Annotated in this window: 20 protein-coding genes; 9 read left to right on the plus strand and 11 right to left on the minus strand. The window is 56.9% G+C overall.

Annotated elements, in window-relative coordinates; translation table 11 throughout:
- The first annotated feature begins 45 nt into the window (after positions 1-45).
- Both ACTNBB_RS02175 and ACTNBB_RS02180 read left to right on the plus strand, forming a co-directional pair.
- Positions 46-1,068, plus strand: a complete 1,023-nt coding sequence (locus ACTNBB_RS02175) for a helix-turn-helix transcriptional regulator (protein ID WP_154516810.1) — start codon at positions 46-48, stop codon at positions 1,066-1,068.
- A complete protein-coding gene (locus ACTNBB_RS02180) occupies positions 1,055-1,972 on the plus strand; it encodes a helix-turn-helix transcriptional regulator (RefSeq protein WP_441056465.1) in 918 nt (305 codons plus the stop codon). Before ACTNBB_RS02175 ends, ACTNBB_RS02180 begins: the two co-directional genes overlap by 14 nt.
- On the opposite strand, the gene ACTNBB_RS02185 is transcribed toward ACTNBB_RS02180, so the two are convergent.
- Entirely contained in the window at positions 1,969-4,863 is a 2,895-nt protein-coding gene (locus ACTNBB_RS02185) for a helicase C-terminal domain-containing protein (RefSeq protein ID WP_441056464.1), read from the minus strand. The two genes, ACTNBB_RS02180 and ACTNBB_RS02185, sit on opposite strands and share 4 nt — an antisense overlap.
- Positions 4,857-5,822 (minus strand): D-alanine--D-alanine ligase family protein, encoded by a 966-nt coding sequence (locus ACTNBB_RS02190; RefSeq protein WP_427748142.1) that lies wholly within the window; start codon positions 5,820-5,822, stop codon positions 4,857-4,859. Before ACTNBB_RS02190 ends, ACTNBB_RS02185 begins: the two co-directional genes overlap by 7 nt.
- An 85-nt stretch (positions 5,823-5,907) precedes the next feature.
- On the opposite strand from ACTNBB_RS02190, the gene rlmN reads away from it, so the two are divergent.
- On the plus strand, positions 5,908-6,960 hold the full coding sequence (gene rlmN, locus ACTNBB_RS02195; RefSeq protein WP_441056463.1) for a 23S rRNA (adenine(2503)-C(2))-methyltransferase RlmN: 1,053 nt from the start codon (positions 5,908-5,910) through the stop codon (positions 6,958-6,960).
- 192 nt (positions 6,961-7,152) lie between these two features.
- On the opposite strand, the gene ACTNBB_RS02200 is transcribed toward rlmN, so the two are convergent.
- The 9 genes from ACTNBB_RS02200 to rpmH form a co-directional block, all read right to left on the minus strand.
- Entirely contained in the window at positions 7,153-7,407 is a 255-nt protein-coding gene (locus ACTNBB_RS02200) for a hypothetical protein (RefSeq protein WP_154516796.1), read from the minus strand.
- Entirely contained in the window at positions 7,397-8,275 is an 879-nt protein-coding gene (locus ACTNBB_RS02205) for a ParB/RepB/Spo0J family partition protein (RefSeq protein ID WP_441056462.1), read from the minus strand. The genes ACTNBB_RS02200 and ACTNBB_RS02205 overlap by 11 nt, the downstream gene beginning before the upstream one ends.
- A gap of 19 nt (positions 8,276-8,294) precedes the next feature.
- On the minus strand, positions 8,295-9,095 hold the full coding sequence (locus tag ACTNBB_RS02210) for a ParA family protein (RefSeq protein ID WP_427729019.1): 801 nt from the start codon (positions 9,093-9,095) through the stop codon (positions 8,295-8,297).
- A gap of 130 nt (positions 9,096-9,225) precedes the next feature.
- Entirely contained in the window at positions 9,226-9,963 is a 738-nt protein-coding gene (gene rsmG, locus ACTNBB_RS02215; protein WP_441056461.1) for a 16S rRNA (guanine(527)-N(7))-methyltransferase RsmG, read from the minus strand.
- Between the two features lie 96 nt (positions 9,964-10,059).
- Entirely contained in the window at positions 10,060-10,629 is a 570-nt protein-coding gene (locus tag ACTNBB_RS02220; RefSeq protein WP_154516793.1) for a Jag family protein, read from the minus strand.
- A gap of 44 nt (positions 10,630-10,673) precedes the next feature.
- Entirely contained in the window at positions 10,674-11,444 is a 771-nt protein-coding gene (locus tag ACTNBB_RS02225) for a YidC/Oxa1 family membrane protein insertase (RefSeq protein WP_441056460.1), read from the minus strand.
- A 29-nt stretch (positions 11,445-11,473) separates the two neighbouring features.
- Positions 11,474-11,698 (minus strand): membrane protein insertion efficiency factor YidD, encoded by a 225-nt coding sequence (gene yidD / locus ACTNBB_RS02230; protein WP_154516787.1) that lies wholly within the window; start codon positions 11,696-11,698, stop codon positions 11,474-11,476.
- The gene (gene rnpA / locus ACTNBB_RS02235) at positions 11,695-12,033 is read right to left on the minus strand and encodes a ribonuclease P protein component (protein ID WP_154516785.1); all 339 of its coding nucleotides are present in this window, start codon (positions 12,031-12,033) and stop codon (positions 11,695-11,697) included. The genes yidD and rnpA overlap by 4 nt, the downstream gene beginning before the upstream one ends.
- Positions 12,034-12,053: 20 nt before the next feature.
- Positions 12,054-12,188 carry a 50S ribosomal protein L34 gene (gene rpmH / locus ACTNBB_RS02240; RefSeq protein ID WP_019127408.1) on the minus strand — a complete coding sequence of 45 codons (135 nt, stop codon included), beginning with the start codon at positions 12,186-12,188 and terminating at the stop codon, positions 12,054-12,056.
- Between the two features lie 345 nt (positions 12,189-12,533).
- On the opposite strand from rpmH, the gene ACTNBB_RS02245 reads away from it, so the two are divergent.
- The 6 genes from ACTNBB_RS02245 (at position 12,534) to gyrB (ending at position 20,772) form a co-directional block, all read left to right on the plus strand.
- Positions 12,534-13,910: an ATP-binding protein gene (locus ACTNBB_RS02245; protein ID WP_441056459.1), complete on the plus strand. Its 1,377-nt coding sequence runs from the start codon at positions 12,534-12,536 to the stop codon at positions 13,908-13,910.
- Positions 13,911-13,925: 15 nt separating this feature from the next.
- Positions 13,926-15,629, plus strand: a complete 1,704-nt coding sequence (locus tag ACTNBB_RS02250) for a DnaA ATPase domain-containing protein (protein WP_441056458.1) — start codon at positions 13,926-13,928, stop codon at positions 15,627-15,629.
- A 238-nt stretch (positions 15,630-15,867) separates the two neighbouring features.
- Positions 15,868-16,971, plus strand: coding sequence for a DNA polymerase III subunit beta (gene dnaN / locus ACTNBB_RS02255; protein ID WP_427748154.1), 1,104 nt, complete (start codon positions 15,868-15,870; stop codon positions 16,969-16,971).
- Positions 16,972-16,980: 9 nt separating this feature from the next.
- A complete protein-coding gene (gene recF / locus ACTNBB_RS02260; protein ID WP_427729030.1) occupies positions 16,981-18,087 on the plus strand; it encodes a DNA replication/repair protein RecF in 1,107 nt (368 codons plus the stop codon).
- Entirely contained in the window at positions 18,074-18,637 is a 564-nt protein-coding gene (locus tag ACTNBB_RS02265; protein WP_441056457.1) for a DciA family protein, read from the plus strand. The genes recF and ACTNBB_RS02265 overlap by 14 nt, the downstream gene beginning before the upstream one ends.
- Before the next feature lie 104 nt (positions 18,638-18,741).
- Entirely contained in the window at positions 18,742-20,772 is a 2,031-nt protein-coding gene (gene gyrB / locus ACTNBB_RS02270; protein ID WP_427748157.1) for a DNA topoisomerase (ATP-hydrolyzing) subunit B, read from the plus strand.
- Positions 20,773-20,844 lie beyond the last annotated feature (72 nt).

Genomic DNA, 20,844 nt, shown 5'->3' on the forward strand with positions numbered 1-20,844 from the left:
GGATTAAAATCATGGCATCAAATAACCTTCCCATGCGAGGATTCTATGACGGTAAGCGATATGACCGCGACAAACAAAACAAATGCGCCAGAACCCGGTTTCGACAAAACCGCCCAGCGTATCCTCAACCTTTTCTTTGTCCTCAACAGTTCCCCCGAGCCCTTAACTACCGAGCAGATCGTGCTGGATTCTGACCTAGGCTACGGATCGGGCAACGTCGACTCGGATAAGCGAAAATTTCGCCGCGACCGCGACAAGCTGCTCGAGCGGGGCATTGTGATCAAGGAAGTTCGCGCCGCGGGTGCCCAGGAGACCGAGGAGAGCGCCTGGACAATCGACCGTGAGCATACGTTTGCCGCGGGCGGCTTGATCACCGCAGACGATGCCGACATTCTGCTAAACGCTATCGATCAGACCCTCACCACGGGCTCTTCGGCCTTTGCGACCCCGCTCGCCGACATACGCTCCAAAATTGCCTATCTTACCGGCGAGACGAATACGGCCGAGCCCCCCGTTGTTCACTCGCCGACGGTCGATGCGGTATGGAGCGCGTTTGCCGACCGATGCGCGCTGCGTTTTTTGTATCAAAACGGACGGGGTGAGCAACGACAACGCACTGTTTGCGTCTACGGCATGTTCGAGCGCGAAGGAACGGCCTACTTTTGCGGCCTAGATGACGCCACCGGAAAAATCAGAACCTTTCGCTGCGATCGCATCGTTCGTGCGTGGCGTCCATCGCGGGCCTACGCCATTCCCGCAGACTTCAATCTCAACGATTACCTCTTCTTTGAATTCGATTTCTCCGATTGCCAGCCCGTCACGGCAACTTTCTCGTTTGCTCCGCAGGCTCAATCCGACATGGTCCACGGCCTCACACGTGGGCGAGGAAGGCTCGAGCACGCCAAAGACGGCTGGACCTGGACCGTTGACGTTCGCGACCTGAATGCGGCGGCGTCATTTTGCATGGAACACAGTGTTGACGGTATGAGGCCCGTAGCGCCCAACGAACTCAAGCAGGCGTGGAACCGCCTCATCGAAAGGACAGTGAGCGCTCATGGCCGTGCGTAAGCTCACCAGCGAACAAAGGCTCTCGCGCTCCATTGACATTATGGAGGCACTCTATGCCGCCGGCGAGGCGGGCATGACGCGAGACGAAATCTGCAGTCGCTTCGATATCTCCGGAGCTTCGCTCGACGAGATCATCGGCATCATCTCGACGCTCGCAGACCGCGAATCGGGCGCGCGCATCATTTGCGAATGCCGCGATGAACGTGTGGTTCTCATCGGCGATGCGGGCCGTGTGCTGCCGCTTCGCCTGAGTGCCGCCGAGGGCGCCGTACTCAACCATGAATTGGAGTCGCTCGGAATCGAAGAGTGCGCGGCGGCGCGCATCCGGCGCGCACTCCTTCCGGCGGAACTCGGATACAACCAACGCGTTGTCGATACCGTCGCCCGCGGATCTTATTGGCAGCAACTCTGCTGTGCAATTCAGGATGGTGTGCGATGCCTCGTCACCTACCGCTCCCTGGACGACCAGCATCCACGCAGGCGATTGATCGACCCCCTAAAGATCACGACCAACGGCGACCAAACGTACCTGATTGCCTGGGATGTCGAGGCAGACGGGCAGCGCTCCTACCGTATGGACAAGATCGAGGAGCTTCTGCTGACGGAAGACTCCGTCGTGCGTCACACGACCGAAACCACGTCCCTGCACGATTCCCTTGCACAGGCAAGCCAGAGCGTTAAGCTCCTGATGCCGCTCGATATGGCAGAACGCGTGAGGTGGGCAGGTATCAGGTCAATTAAAGCCGATGGGGAGGGTACGGCAAGCGTGACCGTTTGCTATAGCTCCGAAAACTGGCTGTTTAGCCAGATTATCGCAGCGGGCGGAGCCATCCGCATCGCAGACGACCCCGCCCTTTCAAAGCGCCTATGTGATGCCGCCGAGGCACTGGCCTTCCGTTCTTAGCGATGGCGTTCGTGCGCTTGGCGCCATAACTGAAGATAGTGGCCGATCTGCGCCGTTTCGATGCGCTGATACGAGCTCGTAGGCAGCGATGTCAGAAATTTCTTGCCGTAACCCTTCGTCACCAGACGCGGGTCGGCCAAAATCAACACGCCGCAATCGGTCGATGAACGAATCAGGCGACCGGCCGCCTGCTTGACCTCGAGAACCGCCTCGGGCAGCGAGTAGCGTACCCAGGCGCGGTCCTCGCGCAGATTGCGCTCGCACGAGAGAGGATCGGTGGGGCTCGAGAATGGCAGCTTGGGGATAATGACGCATCTCAGCGTCTCGCCGCTGGCATCGAAGCCCTCCCAAAATGCTTTGAGAGCAAAGAGCGACGAGGTCGACTCGTTGATAAAGCGATCGCGCAAGCGACGGGGAGACGAATTGCGCTGCTGACAATTGAGTTCCAGGCCGGCACGCGCCAGCTTGGGCTCAACCCGAGCGTACAGGTCTTCCATATCGCGGCGATTGGTGAACAGCGTGAGCACCGACCCGCCCATGGCAAGATGGGCATCGACCAGCACGCGCTCGAGCGCGGACAGGTAGCCCTCGCGGTCGCGAGGGTCGGGAATGTCCCCCGCCACGACTACGGCCATGTTCGAATCGAAGTCATAGCTCGAATCCAGATGTAGTGACGAGGATGCCGAAGCGCCAATGCGATCGAGGCCTACGGCATGGTTAAAGTGCTCAAAGCTCTTGGACACCGTCATGGTTGCCGAGGCAAAGATGGCCGTATGCACCTCGGGCAGCCACTCGTTCGCCAGGGCCTCGCCGATGTCGATGCGCTCGGCGGTCATGGATTCTCCGCCCGCACGTAGGCGGCGGTTGACCTGCAGGGAGTACACATAATGCTCGTCGGTGCCGTCAATGATGAGCTTGAGGTTCTCGGCCAGCTCGTGCAGACGGCGCGAAATATCGCCCAGGTCGACGACGACCTCGGGTTTATCGGCAGCGACAGCCTGCACCAACGCGGCAACATTTTTATCCGCCTGCTCCAGGGCATCGATAGCAGCGCTGGCAGACTGCAAGAAGTCATGCCAGTCATCCGACTCGCGCAACTCGGGGCCAATCCACAGATTTGCGCTGTCGTAGCCACCGCGAGCGCGACGGCCGAGCTCACGCACGCCGTCAAACACCTCGGCGAGTGCCATGCTCGCGCGTGCGACCGTAGACGTCGCCTTCGCGGTGAGCCCCAGATAAAGCGTGGAGCCTTCGGATATCGCCAAATCACGAGATACCTGGCTCAATGCACCGGAGCTCGACCTGCCAAGGCGCTCAAATAGCACACGAGATTCGTCTGCCGAGACCACGCGCGCCCACTGGCGGCGCGCCTCGCGCTCGATGGAATGGGCCTCGTCGATTACCCAGTGGCGGATGGGAGGCAAAATTCTCCCTTCGGCCGCAACGTTGCGAAACAGCAGGGAATGATTTGTGACCACGATATCGGCATGCGCCGCGCGACGACGGGCACCGTGGACGAGGCATTTATCGGGGAAGAACGGACACAGGCGACGAGCGCATTCGCGTGAGGCCGTCGTAAAGTCGGGACGGTTGACGCTGCGCCAGCGAATGCCGAGCGAATCGAGGTCACCATCGGCAGATTGGCACACATACGCCATGATCACCGCAACCGCTGTGAGCGTGTCGGCAGGATCGCGCTTGGTGGTAATCTCGGCCTGACTTCGGCTCATGCGCTCGAGTTTGCGCAGGCACGGATAGTGGTCATATCCCTTGAGCGCACGGAATGACAAGCCTCCGTCCAGCTGTTCGGCGAGTTTTGGCAGCTCGTGGTACATAAGCTGATCGGCAAGATTATTCGATTTGGTCGCAATGCCAACGGTAATGTTGTTTCGGCGGGCGGCCTCGGCAAAGGGCACGAGATACGCCATCGATTTACCGACGCCCGTACCGGCCTCTATCACGCGATGCGTATCCGTAACCAACGCGTCGCGCACCTCGAGCGCCATGGCAATCTGCTCGTCGCGCGGCTCATATGTGGGATACATGCGGTTGACTAGGCCACCAGGGGCATAATCCGCCTCAATCTCTTCGCGACTCGGCATGTTAAGAACCGGCAGCTCGTCGGCATCCACGCGATCATCGGCGCGATCGGCCTTGAGCACGTCGGCGCGGGCGGCGGCAAGCGAGAAAATCGAGCCGGGGTTTTGACCTGCCAAATACGAGAAAATGGGACGATAGGACCAAGGAACATCCGCGTGCATATCCGCCAGACGCGCCATAAGGCCCTGCGGCAAGTCCGTAAGGGCAACCAGCAGCACGCGCCACACCCCACACAGGGCATCGACATCGGCATTTGCACGGTGCGACACGGAGTCGCAGCCAAACAGATCGGCCATAAAGGACAACTTGTGCGATGCCAGGCGCGGCAGCGCGATACGGGACAGTGCCAGCGAATCAATCCAGATGTCGCTGACGTTGACACCGCCCTTGACCGATTCGATGAACGATCGGTCAAACGTGGCATTGTGCGCGATAACCGGGCACCCGCCCACAAAATCGGCGAGCGCTGCCACGGCCTCTACAGCCGAGGGGGCATCGGCCACATCGGCGTTTGTGATGCTTGTGAGCTTAGTGATTTCGGCAGGGATCAGCTGCTTGGGATGCACAAACGTGTCAAAGCGGTCAACGACCTCGCGGCCCGAAAGACGGGCCGCGGAAATCTCGATAAGCTCGTTGTCCTGGACCGAAAGACCCGTGGTCTCGGTATCGAGGACGATAACATCCTCCTCGATAAGGCCAAATGATTGTGTGCGGGCACGCTCGGCGAGCGTTGCATAGGAATCAATGACAAACTGCGGCGTTCCAGGAGATACAGCGTCCTCGATTAGCATGCAATGCCCGCTCGACGGAGACCCATGCGAATCAGACTGTCACAGACCTGCGGGAAGGTCATGTCTTTGGTATGACGAATCTCGTCCGGATACAGCGACGTATCGGTCATACCGGGAATCGTATTGGTCTCGAGGATGACGGGGCCGTCCTCGCTCACGATAAAATCGCTGCGCGAAATGCCCAGACAGCCGAGGGCTTTGTGGGCCGCACAGGCTAGTTCCTGGGCACGAGCATAGTTTTCGGGCGAAATCTGCGCCGGAATACGGTGGATATCCGTGGGATCGACGTACTTCACATCCAGGTCGTAGAACTCACAGTCCTCAGGCTTGCGAATCTCGACGATCGGCAGGGCGCGCACGTCATCCTCGCCGTAGACGCCTACGGTAATCTCGGTTCCCTCGATGCACTTTTCGACCAGCACCTTATCGCCGTACTCAAAGGCCTTGGCGATGGCGGCAGGCAGCTCAGAGGGCTCGTGTACCAGGGAGATGCCGTAGCTGGAGCCGTTGACGGCGGGCTTTACAAAGCAACGCTCGCCGCAAATCTCAACGATGCGATCGATATCAACCTCGTCGCCCGCCTCAAGCGCCAAACCGGGGGCAATGGGGATGCCTGCCTTGGCATACAGAAGCTTTGAAACCTCTTTATCGGCGCCACACGCGCTGGCGAGCACACCCGACGCCGTATAGGGGATACCCAGCGTCTCCATGGCTCCCTGCATGGCGCCATCCTCGCCGCCGGCGCCGTGCATGGCGATAAACGCCACGTCAAAATCGCCAGTTGCCATAGTCACCATAAAATCATCGGCAGCCGTATCGAGCAGCTCCACCGAAGTGTAGCCAGCCTCCTTTAGGGCCACCACGACGTTCTTTCCCGAATTGAGCGAAATCTCGCGCTCGGCGGAATGGCCGCCCGCCAAGACCGCTACGTGCATGTTCTCTAGGCTTTTACCCGGCATGGGCAGACTCCTCCTCTATGATTTCTGCAGCTGATACCATATTGTAGCGATACCCCTTACGTTTCCCCAAAATCGAAAGGCTTCCATGAATCCCAGGACTAAATCTCAGGACATTCGCGACTTGAGCCAAAACGATATTCGCGAGCTCGTGGCCGAACTCGGCCAGCCCGCTTTCCGCGCGAAGCAGCTCATTGAATGGGTTTTTGAGAAGAACGTTTGTTCGTTTGACGATATGACCAACCTTCCCAAGGCTTTCCGCGAGCAGTTAAAGGAGGCATTTGCCTTCGACACGCCGACCGAGCTCACCAAGCAGGTGTCCAAAGACGGCTCTCGTAAATACCTACTCGAGTACCACGATGGCATTTCTGTCGAGACCGTCGGCATGCCCCGTCGTAACAAGCTCTCTGTCTGCGTATCCACCCAAGCCGGATGCGGAATGGGCTGTGCTTTTTGCGCTACCGGTCTCAACGGCCTCAGGCGCTCGCTGACCGCCCAGGAAATCGTCGACCAGGTACTTCACGTTTCCAATGACTTTGGCGAGCGCGCGACAAGCGTAGTGTTCATGGGCCAGGGCGAGCCTTTTGCCAACTACGATGAGGTTCTTAAGGCGCTGCGCACCCTTAATGACCCCGACGGTATCGGCATTGGAGCGCGCCATCTCACCGTGTCTACCAGCGGTGTTATTCCTGGCATCCGTAAGTTTGCCGACATTCCCGAGCAGTTCACCCTAGCTGTCTCGCTGCACTCCGCCATCCAGTCCACACGCAATAAGCTCATGCCCGGTGTCAAGAAATACACACTCCTGCGCCTTCACGAGGCACTGCAGCTCTACACCGAGAAGACCGGCCGCCGTCCGACGTACGAATATGCCATGATCGAGGGCGTCAACGACACCAGCCCCGAAATGCAGGCGCTCTGCGACTTCTGTGAGGGCACGCTGTGCCACGTCAACCTGATTCAGCTCAACGATATTGAGGGCAGCCCGCTCAAGCCGTCACCGATCCATAAGGTAGAAGACCTTCAACGCCGTCTTGAGTCCCGTGGTATCGAGACCACGATCCGCAACTCTCGTGGCAACGATATCGATGCGGCTTGTGGCCAACTCAAGCAGCGTTTCAAAGTTCAGAAGAACGCGTAGGGGAGACTAGCCTAAACGTTTCATGTGAAACATCAGAAAGCCCCGGTTGCTTAATTGCAACCGGGGCTGTTTCATATTCATCGATTATCTGCATCATACGATTGTCCAGTATTATTTAGGACGATATTAGGGATCCCTGTACTGGTGATCAGACAAGGAACCCTTCAGAATAGATGAGTCATTGTTAGGTACCTAAAAGCCTACATTTTCCCATTGATGATTAACCCAATCTTGGTTGATCTTGGGATTCTTAGTCATCTGAGCCGTACGCATGGCAACGTCCTCGGTCATAACATCCATTTTCTTTTTTGAGGTATCAACGATATCCTGCGCTCCGCGAAGTAAACGACCACGCAATTCATCATCTGTCGCAATCTTATAACCGGCAAAAGCGCCAACTGCAACAGTAGCAGCCAAAGCGACAGCAGTCAGAACTTTATTCCTCATCCTGACCTCCTTGATCAAACTGAATGATTTCGTCAAGAATGCGAGAGAGTTCCTCTTCATCCTTAAATTCAATCTCGATCTTGTTCTTGCCGCGCGAGCTCTTTACGCGAACGTTCGTGTTAAATACCTGACGCAGAACGCGTGCCGCCTTCTTAAAAGACTGAGGCGTTGCGGTTCGAGGCGTTTTTGGTGTCTCTCCGGCAGAAAACAACGGAGCAAGATTTTCTGTCGCGCGGACGGACAATCCTTCCGCAACAACCTTATCAGCTAACTTAATGCGTGCATCTTCGTATGGAACTGCAAGAATTGCACGAGCATGGCCAGCAGTTAGTTTACCTTCAAAGATCATCTGCTGAACAACCTCCGGAAGATCAAGTAGGCGCAGCGAATTGGTGATTGCAGAGCGAGACTTGCTAACAGCCTTCGACAAGGCCTCTTGAGTCATACCACTCGCATCGATGAGCTGTCGATATCCCTTAGCCTCTTCGACGGGATTGAGATCAGAGCGTTGCAGATTTTCAATCAATGCAAGCGCAAGCATCTGTTCATCATCAACATCTTTTATGATGACAGGAACTTCCTCAAGTCCAGCGAGCTTAGAAGCCTGATAACGGCGCTCACCTGCGATAATCTCATAGCCATTACCGTGCTTGCGTACAAGAAGTGGCTGAAGAACACCATGCTCCTGAATCGACTCACTCAACTCTCGAAGCTCGGTCTCATTAAAATGAATTCTGGGTTGGTTGGGATTCGGAACGATATCTTCGATTGGAAGTTTAGTTTCCGAAGCAGTATTGGATGCGGACGTCGCAGATCCACCGGTCTCATATTCTGCTTCGGAGACCAATGCATTGAGTCCGCGACCCAAACCGCCACGCTTCCTAGGACTAGGCACGCTTGATCACCTCTTTGGCAAGGTTCATATACGCCTTTGCACCCTTATTTTGCGGCGCATATGTAATTACCGGCTCACCGAACGACGGTGCTTCTGATATTTTAACCGTACGCGGAATCAAGGTCTTAAATGCCTTATCGCCAAAGTACGACTGCACTTCTTCGACAACCTGATTTGAGAGCGATGTTCGCGAATCATACATCGTCATAAGCACGCCATAGGTATCAAGGCTCTTATTTAGGCGTGTTTTGACCATCTTCATCGACTCAAGCAGCTTGGTGACACCTTCGAGTGCGTAATACTCACACTGAATCGGAATCAGAACACTGTCCGCCGCCGTCAACGCATTAATGGTCAACAAGCCAAGTGAAGGCGGACAGTCGATAAAAATAAAGTCAAACTCATCCTTAACAGGCTCAAGCAGATCCTTCAAGCGTGTTTCTCGTGCAATTGCGCTTACAAGCTCAATTTCGGCTCCTGCAAGCTGGATAGTAGCCGGAATTACAAATACCTTACTGCAATTTGTATCCAGAACAAGCGATTCTGCCGGAACATCATTCAGCAATGCATCATAGATGCAGTTATCGAGTTCTTCTTTTTCGATTCCAAAGCCGCTCGTGCTATTACCCTGTGGATCAAAATCGACAATCAGCGTCTTTCTACCCTGTTCACCCAGTGCTGCTGCAAGGTTTACTGCTGTGGTGGACTTACCCACACCACCCTTTTGATTGATGATTGCAATGATACGCGTGTCTTTTGCGCTCTTTGAACGCTTAACGTCGCGAAATCCCACGGTCCCTCCTGGTGTATTTTAAGCTGTTAAACGGAGGATGTTTCACGTGAAACATTCCGATTCATCATCTGTTATGTTTCACGTGAAACATAACAAGTAATTACTATCCATTATGTTTCACGTGAAACATCTAGGCAAGCGGATTCTTCTTCGCCATGCCATTAGCACGTGGAAGCGAAATAGCTGCCGGACGAGATTTTTTTAGAATGATAAACTCGCGATGACCCAAGCCATTTGGCAAATCTAAATCATCTGTCAAAAGTGTGGTGAACCCGCATATGCTAGCGGCAGTTAGACCAGACTGAAGTTCGACGTCTGACGGGTTTCCCTTAGTAATAACAAAGAGACCACTATCTATTAGAAATGGTGAAGCATACTCGACGAGAACTGGTAACGGTGCAAGTGCACGAGCAGTGACAACAGCAAACTGTTTCTTATGGCTTCGGGCATATTCTTCAAGACGATCATGAACCGCGTGAGCATGCTTGAGACCGAGAGCCTCAACAAATGAGTTGACGGCATCAACCTTCTTGCCAACCGAATCGATATAGGTAGCCTTACGTCCACAAGCAATTGTCAAAGGGATACCAGGAAACCCAGCACCAGTACCCATGTCTAACAAAGCGCCTTCTGGAGCTATGTCTATATAGGGAAGCAACACAAGCGAATCAAGAATATGAAGAACAGCCGCATCTTCGATATTTAGGATGCGCGTAAGATTGGTGGTCTTATTAGCCTCCAAAACAAGATCAAGATGCTCAATACAGGAGCGTAGGGCATCATGGGAGACCTTCAGAGAATAGTCTTCGCAATACGAAATTAGACGACTAAGCATCTGGCTTGTCTGCTCATCGGTTAGTACAAACAAGACAAACTCCTATCTGACAAAAATCAGTGTATCAAGAACTTTTGACAAAAAAAGGGGACGTGGAAACCACGCCCCCTTAAGATAAGCTCGTTTAGGTTATCGAGCAACAATCACAACATGACGATCGGGGTCAGAACCCTCAGAATGCGTGTCGACGGCATCGTTGCCGCGAAGAGCAATATGAACCAGACGGCGCTCATAGGCATTCATGGGAGGAAGCGAAACACTTTTGTGAGTGCGAACTGCCCGCTCGGCAGCAGACTGAGCCATAGAGGCAACCTTGTCCTGGCGGCGGCTCTTATATCCCTCGACGTCGACGACAACCGGATACCTAAAGCCAAGCTTGCGGCTCACCAACAGCGAGAACATAACCTGAAGGGCATCAAGGGTGCGACCATGACGACCAATTAGGACGGCAAGGTCGGGAGCCGTTACATCAAGAATCAGTTCGCCCTCGTCGCCCTCATACTCATCGATAGGAGAGTTGGCGGCGTCGAAATGCGAAAGGATGGAACGAAGAATAGAAATCGCAACATCGGCAATGGTGTCAAGCTCTTCATCCGTAAGCTCTTCACCAGCCTTGTAGCGCTGTGCAATCTCGAGATAATCGCCCGCGGCCTGCGGGGCAACCTCCTCAAGCATATCCTCGACGATCTCTTCAGACATAACGTACTCCAAAAGTTAGGTACCTAAATAAGATTACTATACCGCTACTTCTTCTTGTGCGGGCGCGGCTTCTTCTCGCGACGCGTGACCTCAACCTGCAGCGGGGCGTTCTTAAGACGCTCCTCCTCTTCGGCCTTAGCCTTCTCGATAACCTTCTGCGTCACAAAGATCTGCTGGATGACCTGCCAGGCAGAAGACACGTCGTAGTACAAAAGAACACCGACGGGCAGGCTCCAACCCATCCAGAGCATCATGACGGTCATGACGACGGCCATCATGCGCATGCTCTGGGCCTGCTGACCAGTCTGATTGCGCGACATGTACAGCTGCGGAATCAGGGTCAGGACAGCAAACAGAATCAGGCAAACCAGCGCAGGCAGTGCGACCATAAAGCCATCGGCAAAAGAGGCACTCGGCGTGGTAGTCAGATCGGGCAGAATGTTGAAGAACGAGAAGGTGCCCTCGTTAAAGTACTGCGGCAGGTTGCGCAGAAGCGTAAACAGGGCGATGAGGATAGGCATCTGAATCAGAAGCGGCAGGCAGCCGGACAGCGGATTGAACTTGTTCTCGCTGTAGAACTTCTGCATCTCCTCGGCCTGACGTTGGGGATCGTCGGCGTAGCGCTCCTGGATCTCGAGCATCTTGGGCTGCAGCACCTGCATACGGGCCGTCGACTTGGTCGACTTGAGCATGAGCGGCGTCAGCAGCAGACGGACGATGACCACCAGGATAATGATGGACAGGCCCCAGTCGACCGCAAAGGTCTGGATGAGCTTGAGCAGCTCGAAAAGGATGTTAACGATCCAATCCCACATGTAATTTTTCCTCCGATAGCGAGTGCCCGCTAGGGCACAGGGTCATAACCGCCGACGTGCAGGGGATTGCAGCGAGCGATGCGCCTCACGGCAAGCCAGCAGCCTCTACAAACACCGTATTTCTCGATAGCCTGGACGGCGTAATGAGAACACGTTGGATAATAAATGCAGGCGTCAGGCAATAAGGGCGAAATAACCTGTTGATATATGCGAATAGGAGCGATGGCAACACGTCGCAAAACGTGATTGCTCATCGCTCCTCCCCGGCAACGCCGGCGCGTATCACAAGCGAACGCAATGCCTCGTTCATCTCCTCCGGCGACGAGATCCTCGTCTTGGGGGTCGCGAACAAGATGATGTCATAACCCGCAACGGGAAATCCGCAGCTGCGGGCGGCCTCGCGCATCACACGCTTAGAACGATTGCGCACAACTGCGCAACCGAGTCGTTTAGCACCAACGAAGGCGACCCTTCCAGAGTCGCCTTCGCCAACCGATTCACATATGGTCATTCGAATCAGAGGATGATTGAAACGACGCCCCTGACTGAACACATGCTCGAAATCTTGCCGAGACTTAATAGTCTTCATGCGAGATGTGTGTATCGCTGCTAGACAGTGAGACGCTTGCGGCCCTTGGCGCGGCGACGGGCGAGCACGGCACGACCACCCTTGGTGGCCATACGGGCACGGAAGCCATGGGTCTTGGCACGCTTACGCTTATTAGGCTGATACGTACGCTTCATCTTAAGTTCCTCCTGCTGCATTTCGAGTGTCCGCGAGGGCGCGGACGCAGATATAGACACGTGAGCTTGAAGATTGTAGGGAAATCAATGTTCAAATGTCAAGAAATCAAAGGTAAAAGGTTGCGCAGTTCACACGGTTCCGCCATAAGCCGGATGAGTTTTTGAGTATGACTCCAACTTTTCACGATATTTCACCGAGTTTTCGACAGGTCATGTTGGCAATGTTGAGAACTTTTCGCCCATTTTCCAAAGTTTTCAACATGTTTTGAAAACTTGTCGAAAGATGAGAAACATTGCGCGGTGAGCTACTATTTATCCGAAACCTTTTGAAAGATTGCGAGCGGCATGTCTGACGACTTTTACACCATGGTCGATTCCGGTGACCCGGCACCCGACAACGAGCACATCAACGGCGTACGCGAAGAGCGCAAAGAGGGCGAGCAGACATCGAAACAGACACCGAAAACCATGTATGCGGCGCGCATCGCCGTCTATGACGACATGCTTTCGACCCCGCGCGTGATCGTCATCGAGCCGCAAGACATCCGCACGTATCTGGAAGAGACGACTAACACCGTCTACCAGTGCATGAAAGAGCAAGGCGGACACATCTCACTCATGGTTATCCGCGAGATTGTCGAAAACTTTATCCACGCCCACTTTGCCGAGCCCATTATCTCGATCCTGGACGGCGGGGAAACTATCCGCTTTGCCGACCAAGGTCCGGGCATCGACGACAAAGAGCGCGCCTTCGACTTTGGCGTCACCAGCGCAAACAGCAAGATGAAGCGGTATATACGCGGCACCGGGGCAGGTTTTCCCATGGTGCAGGAATACCTGGAAAACGCCGGCGGGGCAGTCTCCATCGAAGATAACATGGGCAACGGCACCGTCGTCACGGTGAGCCTCGACCCCAAGCGCGTGCAGGAAATTGAGCGCGCGGGAGGGCGCGGGGCAGCCGTGCGCCCCGAGGCCCAGGGGTCGGAATACCCACTGCCGGGAGCATTTCCACAGCAAGCAATGATGACTCCGCAGCAAACCATGGCCGCGTCCCCACTACAACAGCCCATGGTTTCGCAGCAGATGCATCAACCCGGCATGCCGCCCATGCAGGACCCCCAGCCCGCGGGACAGACGACAACTCAAGGCTCGGCGGAGTCCATGGTCCCGGCCGATTCGGATGCAGCCGCGATGCAGCAGGTGACGGGCATGCAAGGAGCTCGGCAGATGGGCTTCCAACCGTACCCGCAGGCATATCCGGGACAATATATGCCGCAGCAGGGATACTCCCAGCAATATATGCAGCAGTATCCCCAGGGCTATCAGCAGCCGTATCAGCAGATGCCGCAGCCGTACAATCCCTGGGCCCAGCAGATGCCGCCGCAGCCATACCAACAGTGGCCGCAAAGTTTTCAACAGCCGATGCCAACCATGCAGAGTTCTCAACAACCAGCAGCTCAAATGATGTATCCTAATGCGGCGAATCAATACGCACAGCCGCAACCGGACGTATTTGTGAGCGAGCGCGGCAACGCGGCGCTGGGATATCTGGCTCAAAACCAAGAGTGCGGCGCCACCGACCTGGCGCGAGCATTTGGAAACTCCGCGCCCACGTGGTCACGCACACTCAATGACTTGGCGCAGGCCGGCTTGGTAATCAAACACGGTCAGAAATACCATCTGACCGAACTCGGCAGCGCTCGCGTGCGTGCCCAAAGTTAAGGAACGGGAGAGACAGTGGACGAGGAAGCAAGCATCATCCTGGAGGATGCCATCGCCTTTTGCCAGCGCGACGGCCAAGATGCACGCCTCATCAACATGTTGGGGCAATCGCGTGCCGTGAGCCTGACCGAGGACACCTTGACCATCGAGGCACCGTCGCGCTTTGCCATTGCGCAGCTCAAAAAGCACCAGCCGACTATCGAGCACTACCTAGAAGAGATTGCCTTTGCGCCGATCGCGCTCAACATCGTGGCCCCGCAGGGTCCCACGACAGGCGCCACAGGGGCGGCACCCGTCACTCCCCCTTTGACGACCGTCGCCCCCGTGGCGGCTCCGGAGACCAATGCGAGCGATGTTTCCCGTGAAACCATGCCCCACGCAACAGCCGTGCCGGTAGCAACCGCGCCCAGCGTTTCACACATGCCCGTCGCGCACGACGCGGCGCCGGGCGAAGAACCGGGCGTCGCGATCAAAAACACGCTGTCGGCCGACGATTTCCGCCGCATGATGAATCAGATGAAGGGCGTGGCACCCGCCAAGAGCGCAAAACCAGTCTCGACATCGCCTGTGAGCGTGCCTGCGGCTGCTGCGCCGGGCGAGCAGAACGCCGATGGCGCGCCCCTCGTGGCCAACTCAAAATTCACCTTCGAAAACTTTGTCTACGGCCCCGAAAACAGCCACGCCTATCGTTCGGCGCTTAAATTCGCCGCACTCGCAGACGAACGCGGTACTTGCACATCCCTGTTCATCTATGGCAAATCGGGCTTGGGCAAGACCCACCTGCTGCTCGCCATCAAAAACGAGCTCGCCGAGAAGTCGCCCGAGATCAAAGTGAAATACGCCAACTCACAGGCATACATCGATGATCTGATGACAGAATTCGACCGCCAAAAGAAGAGTAACGCTCCCATCATGCAGGCATACCACGGCGTGGACGTGCTCATCATCGATGACATCCAAAACATCATCGGCAAACGCGCGAGCGTGGACTACTTTTTCCAGCTCATGGACGAGTTTATCCGCAACAACAAGAAGGTCGTGATTGCCGCAGACCGTGCGCCCAAGGACCTGAACATGGACGAGCGCCTGACCAGCCGCTTTAACGCCGGCATGCTCTGCTTGGTAGCAGAGCCCAGCTACGAGATGAAGTACAAGATTCTGCAGCGCTATTACGAGAACACGATCGCGGCGGCGCCCGAGGCGGGCGACGACTCGCTGCTGGCGGCCTACGGTGGCGACAGCGGACATCTGACCGACGAGCACTTTAAACACATGGCGGAGGTATCGGGCACCAACATCCGTGAGCTCGAGAGCTTCTGCGAGCGCTGCGCCGGGGAGGCGGGCGACCGCGAGCGCGAGGGTAGCGAGCTGAGCTTCGACGACATCGATGCCATCGCCAGCCAGTACTTCGACACGTCGGCCAAAAAGATCAACGTGCAGACAGTTCAGTCTGTTATCGAGGAGCAGTACGGCGTGACGCATGAGGAGCTCATTGGTCCGCGCCGCAATGCCAATATCGCCAAGGCGCGCCATATCGCCATCTACCTAGCGATCGAGATGTGCGAGATGACAACCACCGCCGTGGGTGCGGAGTTTGGCAACCGCAACCACTCGACCGTCAGCACGAGCTACAAAAAAGTCCAGAAGATGATCCAGGAAGACCGGACCGTGACCGAGGACCTCAAATCGCTACGAGACAAAATTACACTGCGCTCGTAGGGAAATAGGCACACCTGTTGAAAACTTGTCGAAACCGCGGGCATAAGGTGTCTAAAACCCAGCCCGCTCCGATGAAAAGTTTTGCGCAGGTTTTGAACGTGGAAAACGACCCCTGTTGCACACAGGGAACTGTCGATTCTCTTTTTGGGTTTGACCTGCATGTTTGGGAGTAATCAACAGTTTCGTCAGTACTATTACTATTATTAAGATATTTATATCTATAGAAAGGTATTAAAAGATGAAGTTCACCGTCAGCCAGAGCTCGCTTACGCAAGCAATCGGCGTCGTCATGAAGGGTGTCGCTTCGGCATCCACCCTCCCTATTCTGTCGGGCGTGCTCATCAAGGCACAAGACGGCATCTTGGAATTCCAAACCTCTAACTACACTATCTCGATTCGTCACCGCATCGCGGCACATGTGGAAGAGGAAGGTGAGATGGTAATCCCCTGCAAGATGCTCTCCAACATCACCAAGACCCTTCCCGATGCCCCAGTTACCTTTGAGCTTTCGGAGCGCCAGGTGCTGATCGGTTGCGAGAAGAGTTCCTTCCGCCTGAATACGCTCGATGCCAACGATTTCCCCGAGTTCCCGGCCTATGCCATCGAGAGCGCCGTTGAGCTCCCGACCGACATTCTGTCCGAGATGGTCAGCCGCGTGTGGCGCGTCACCTCGACCGACAAGGCCCGCCCCATCCTGGGCGGTGTGCATATGAGAGTCGAAAACAACACCGTGCGCCTGGTGGCGACCGACTCCTTCCGTCTGGCCGTGTGCGATACGCAGGTGGAGACCTCGACGCTCGAGGGCTCCTTTGAGCTCAACGTGCCGGCCGATGCCTTCAACGACGCCCTGAGCATCATGGCGAGCCAGGCGACCATTATGATCGGTGCCACCGACACCCAGGTTGTCTTTGAGGCCGGCAACACCACCTACGTGTCGCGCCGCATAGAGGGTGTGTATCCCAACTACAAGCAGCTCATCCCCGATTCGTGCGTAACGAGCGTCAAGATCGACGTGGCGGCTTTTAATGCCGCCCTCAAGCGCGTGGCGGTCATCGCGAGCGCAAACCCCGCCGTCAAGTTTGAGATCGATGTCGAGAACGGCCAGATGGGCCTGTCCTCCATCTCCAATGACCAGGATCTGGCGCAGGAGACGATCGATGTCGAGGCCGAGGGCGAGTCGGGCACCATTGCCTTTAACTACCACTACATCTTTGGCTGTCTCAACGCCCTGTCCAAGGAGAAGGAGATCACGCTGGAGCTCAAGAGCTACTCGCAGGCCGGCATCTTTAAGTCCTACGACAAGATCAACTATCTGTACCTGGTCATGCCGGTGCGCATCTAGCGGCGCCCTATGGCCATGTTCGCCCGCGATCTTTCCGTCGCGCGCTACCGCAGCTTCGATAGCTATCGCCTGGAACTGAGCGATGGCGTGACGGTGCTCGCGGGGCCCAACGCGGCGGGAAAGACCAACCTCATAGAGGCGCTGCAGCTGCTAACGAGCGGCGCCTCGTTTAGGCATTCCACTGCCGTCGAGCTTGTGCACGACGGCACGGGTTTGTGCAAGGCCGAGCTTAGGCTCGAGGGCGATGGCCGCGTGCTGGACATGGGGCTATGTGTGGAGGACGGTAAGCGTTCGTTTAGCCGCAACGGCAAGCGATGCGCCGCCTCTGGCGTGCGCGGCGTGCTGCCGAGTGTTTTGTTCTGCCCCGATCATCTGGATATGGTTAAGCGTGGTGCCAGCGTGCGTCGCGCCGCGCTCGACGACTTTGGCGTGCAGCTGAGCGCTCGCTATGCCGATCTGGCAAGCGCCTACGGCCGCTGCGTGACGCAGCGCAACGCCCTGCTCAAAGAGACATGGTGCTGCCGTGAGATGCTCGGTGCGTGGAATGAGTCGATTGCCCGCGCCGGATCGGCCCTGCTGGTGCACCGCTTGGCCCTGCTCGATCGCTTGGACGCCCACGTGCGCAATGCCTACGGGCTGGTTGCGTCCGGGGAGGAGGCCGATGTGGCCTATGCGTCCACGTTGGGGGAGCTGCCCCAGACCGATGACCGCGAGGAGCTGAGGGGCTGGGCATACGAGCGCATGCTCGCGGCGCTCGACGAGCGTGCCGACGAGGAAATCCGCCGCGGCGTGACACTCGTGGGTCCGCACCGCGACGAGATTGAGTTTTCGGTCGCCGGCCGCTCGGCCCGATCGTTTGCCAGTCAGGGTCAGCAACGTACGTTGGTTCTGGCCTGGAAGGTGGCCGAGGTGGCCGTAGCCCGCGATATTCTGGGTACCGCCCCGCTGCTGCTTTTGGATGACGTGATGAGCGAGCTCGACGGCGATCGCCGCGCCGCTTTTTTGCAGCTGATCGGCGACGACATCCAGACAGTCATAACCACCACCAATTTGGGATACTTTACCGATGAGTTGCTTGATCGAGCCAAGGTGGTGAGCATGGGTGAGGCATGCTAATTACGAGCGTGAGAACGGCACGGCTGCCTTCAGTGACTTTTTGGGTGCCGAGCGCCAGCGCATCTTGGCGTCGGCTACGCCCGAGCGTCGTGCGCAAATGGAGGCCGCCGAGGAATCGCGTGCGGTCTACCGTGCTTGGAACGCGGTATGCTCGGGCACGCGCGAGGGCCGGCATGTGACGGGGCTGCGTTATCTCCCCGAGTCCAACGAGCTGCTGGTGTATCTCGATTCGCCCTCGTGGACACAGGAGATGACACTTTTGCGCGAGATAATCCGCGCACGCATGGAGCGTGCCGGCGCGCATGTGGATGGCCTGGTATTTAAGACGACCCGTCCCGGCCACACGCCGCCCGCGGCAAAGGAGCGCCTGCGCCCGGTCGCGCCCCCGCGCCCGCCCGCGCCGCATGCCGATCTGAATGAAGCCGAGCGCGCCGAGATCGAGCGCCAGGTATCGCCCATCGAAGACCAAAAACTGCGTGAGGCCCTCCAGAACGCCATGAGGGCCAGTGCCGAGTGGGCCAAGGGCGTGCAAAGCAAAAAAGAGTCTTAAATCGCATCTGGTGGCCTTGTATAGGCAAATACCCTCGTCCCCGAGGGTATTTTTTACGATAAAATAGTAAGGCTATACAGATTTTCTTAACCGAAGGAGGACGTGTGGCAAACGAAAACGATTACGATGGCGGCGAAATTAAGATCCTCGAGGGTCTCGAAGCCGTCCGTAAGCGCCCGGGCATGTATATCGGCTCGACGAGCGCCAGCGGTCTGCACCACCTGGTGTGGGAGATCGTTGACAACTCCGTCGACGAGGCCATGGCCGGTTTCTGCACCGAGATTCAGGTGACGGTCCACGCCGACAACTCCATTACGGTCGTCGATAACGGGCGCGGCATCCCCGTCGACGAGCACCCTGTCAAAAAGATTCCGACGCTCGAGGTCGTCATGACGATCCTTCACGCCGGCGGTAAGTTCGATAACTCGGCCTATAAGGTTTCCGGCGGTCTGCACGGCGTGGGCATCTCCGTTGTCAACGCCCTGTCCAAGCGCGTGGTCGTGCAGGTGCGCCGCGACGGCAATATCTACGAGATGGAATTCTCGCGCGGCAAGACCGTCAAGAAGATGGAGGTCGTGGGCACCTCGGATTCGACGGGCACCACCGTCTCCTTCTGGCCCGACGACGAGATCTTCGAGACCTGCGTCTACGATTTCGATACACTGCACAATCGTCTGCAAGAGACGGCGTTTCTCAACAAGAACCTCAAGATCGTGCTGACTGACGAGCGTGAGGCGGCTCCCCGCGTGGAGGAGTTTTGCTACGAGGGCGGCATCATCGACTTCGTCAAGTTCCTCAACGACGGCAAGGACGTCCCCGAGGCCTTTAAGGAGCCCATCTACATTGAGGGTAAATCGGACCCGGATGCGCCCGTGGCCAAGATGGGCGAGGTCGAGGTGTCCCTGCAGTGGAACGCCGGTTATGGCGAGAACGTCATGTCGTTTGCCAACGACATCTACACCCCCGAGGGCGGCATGCACCTCGAGGGCTTCCGCACCGCCCTCACCCGCGTGATTAACGATTACGCCCGCAAGCAGAACCTGCTTAAGGAGAAAGAGGCCAACTTGAGCGGTGACGACGTGCGCGAGGGTCTCTCGGCCGTCATCTCGGTCAAGCTGCCCGATCCGCAGTTTGAGGGCCAGACCAAGGCCAAGCTCGGTAGTTCCTACATGCGCACGCTTACGCTCAAGATCGTGACCGACGGTCTTGCCGACTACCTCGAGGAGCACCCCAAGCCCGCCCGCGAGATCGTCAAGAAGGCGCAGCAGGCCTGCAAGGCCCGCAACGCCGCCCGCAAGGCGCGCGAGGCGACCCGTCGCAAGAGCCTGCTCGAGACGGCGTCGCTGCCCGGCAAACTCGCCGACTGCTCGGTGCGCGATGCCGAGCTGACCGAGCTCTTCATCGTAGAGGGCGACTCGGCAGGCGGTTCGGCCAAGGACGGCCGTCGCCGAGACATCCAGGCGATTCTGCCCCTGCGCGGCAAGATTCTGAACGTCGAGCGCGTGGGCGACCATCGTGCGTTCTCGAGCGACACCATCCAGTCGCTGATCACCGCGATCGGTTGCGGCGTCACGACGAGCGCCGGCGACGGCGGCGACTTCGATATCACCAAGGCGCGCTACCACAAGATCATCATCATGACCGATGCAGATGTCGACGGTGCGCATATCCGCATCCTGCTGCTGACGTTCTTCTACAAGTACATGCGTCCGCTGATCGATGCCGGCTATGTCTATGTTGCCTGCCCGCCCATCTTTGGCATTAAGGTGCGCAACAAGATCCACTACGTGTATCCCAACGGCCGACAGCCCGAAGACGAGATTCTGCGCGACACCATTCAGAGCCTGGGCCTGAACCCCGACGACAACGACGAGGACGGCAAGGCCAAGGATGGCAAGATCACCAAGAAGCGCAAGGGCTATACCGTCCAGCGCTACAAGGGCCTGGGTGAGATGGACCCCAAGCAGCTTGCCTCGACGACGATGGACCCCAAGACCCGCATTTTGCAGCGCGTGACGATCGAGGATGCCGTGGTGGCGGACCGTGCCGTACGCGAGCTCATGGGTTCCGAGGTGGGCTATCGCCGCGAGTACATTGAAAAACACGCGCATGATGCACGCTTCTTAGATGCCTAACCTGTTCGGCTTTCCCAGCCACCGCACCTTCGCCCTCAATCGTCGGTTGCGTACCCAAGTACGCTTCCCTCC

The organism is Collinsella sp. HCP28S3_B9 (assembly GCF_052066095.1).
Lineage (GTDB): Bacteria > Actinomycetota > Coriobacteriia > Coriobacteriales > Coriobacteriaceae > Collinsella.

Excerpts from the sequence above, each read along its gene's own strand:
- ACTNBB_RS02225 (WP_441056460.1), bottom strand. The coding sequence starts at position 11,444 with ATGTGGGATTGGATCGTTAACATCCTTTTCGAGCTGCTCAAGCTCATC.
- ACTNBB_RS02175 (WP_154516810.1), top strand. The coding sequence starts at position 46 with ATGACGGTAAGCGATATGACCGCGACAAACAAAACAAATGCGCCAGAA.
- ACTNBB_RS02190 (WP_427748142.1), bottom strand. The coding sequence starts at position 5,822 with ATGCCGGGTAAAAGCCTAGAGAACATGCACGTAGCGGTCTTGGCGGGC.
- ACTNBB_RS02245 (WP_441056459.1), top strand. The coding sequence starts at position 12,534 with ATGTCTGACGACTTTTACACCATGGTCGATTCCGGTGACCCGGCACCC.
- ACTNBB_RS02200 (WP_154516796.1), bottom strand. The coding sequence starts at position 7,407 with ATGAGGAATAAAGTTCTGACTGCTGTCGCTTTGGCTGCTACTGTTGCA.
- rpmH (WP_019127408.1), bottom strand. The coding sequence starts at position 12,188 with ATGAAGCGTACGTATCAGCCTAATAAGCGTAAGCGTGCCAAGACCCAT.
- ACTNBB_RS02185 (WP_441056464.1), bottom strand. The coding sequence starts at position 4,863 with ATGCTAATCGAGGACGCTGTATCTCCTGGAACGCCGCAGTTTGTCATT.
- rlmN (WP_441056463.1), top strand. The coding sequence starts at position 5,908 with ATGAATCCCAGGACTAAATCTCAGGACATTCGCGACTTGAGCCAAAAC.
- dnaN (WP_427748154.1), top strand. The coding sequence starts at position 15,868 with ATGAAGTTCACCGTCAGCCAGAGCTCGCTTACGCAAGCAATCGGCGTC.
- ACTNBB_RS02180 (WP_441056465.1), top strand. The coding sequence starts at position 1,055 with ATGGCCGTGCGTAAGCTCACCAGCGAACAAAGGCTCTCGCGCTCCATT.
- recF (WP_427729030.1), top strand. The coding sequence starts at position 16,981 with ATGGCCATGTTCGCCCGCGATCTTTCCGTCGCGCGCTACCGCAGCTTC.
- rnpA (WP_154516785.1), bottom strand. The coding sequence starts at position 12,033 with ATGAAGACTATTAAGTCTCGGCAAGATTTCGAGCATGTGTTCAGTCAG.
- ACTNBB_RS02220 (WP_154516793.1), bottom strand. The coding sequence starts at position 10,629 with ATGTCTGAAGAGATCGTCGAGGATATGCTTGAGGAGGTTGCCCCGCAG.
- yidD (WP_154516787.1), bottom strand. The coding sequence starts at position 11,698 with ATGAGCAATCACGTTTTGCGACGTGTTGCCATCGCTCCTATTCGCATA.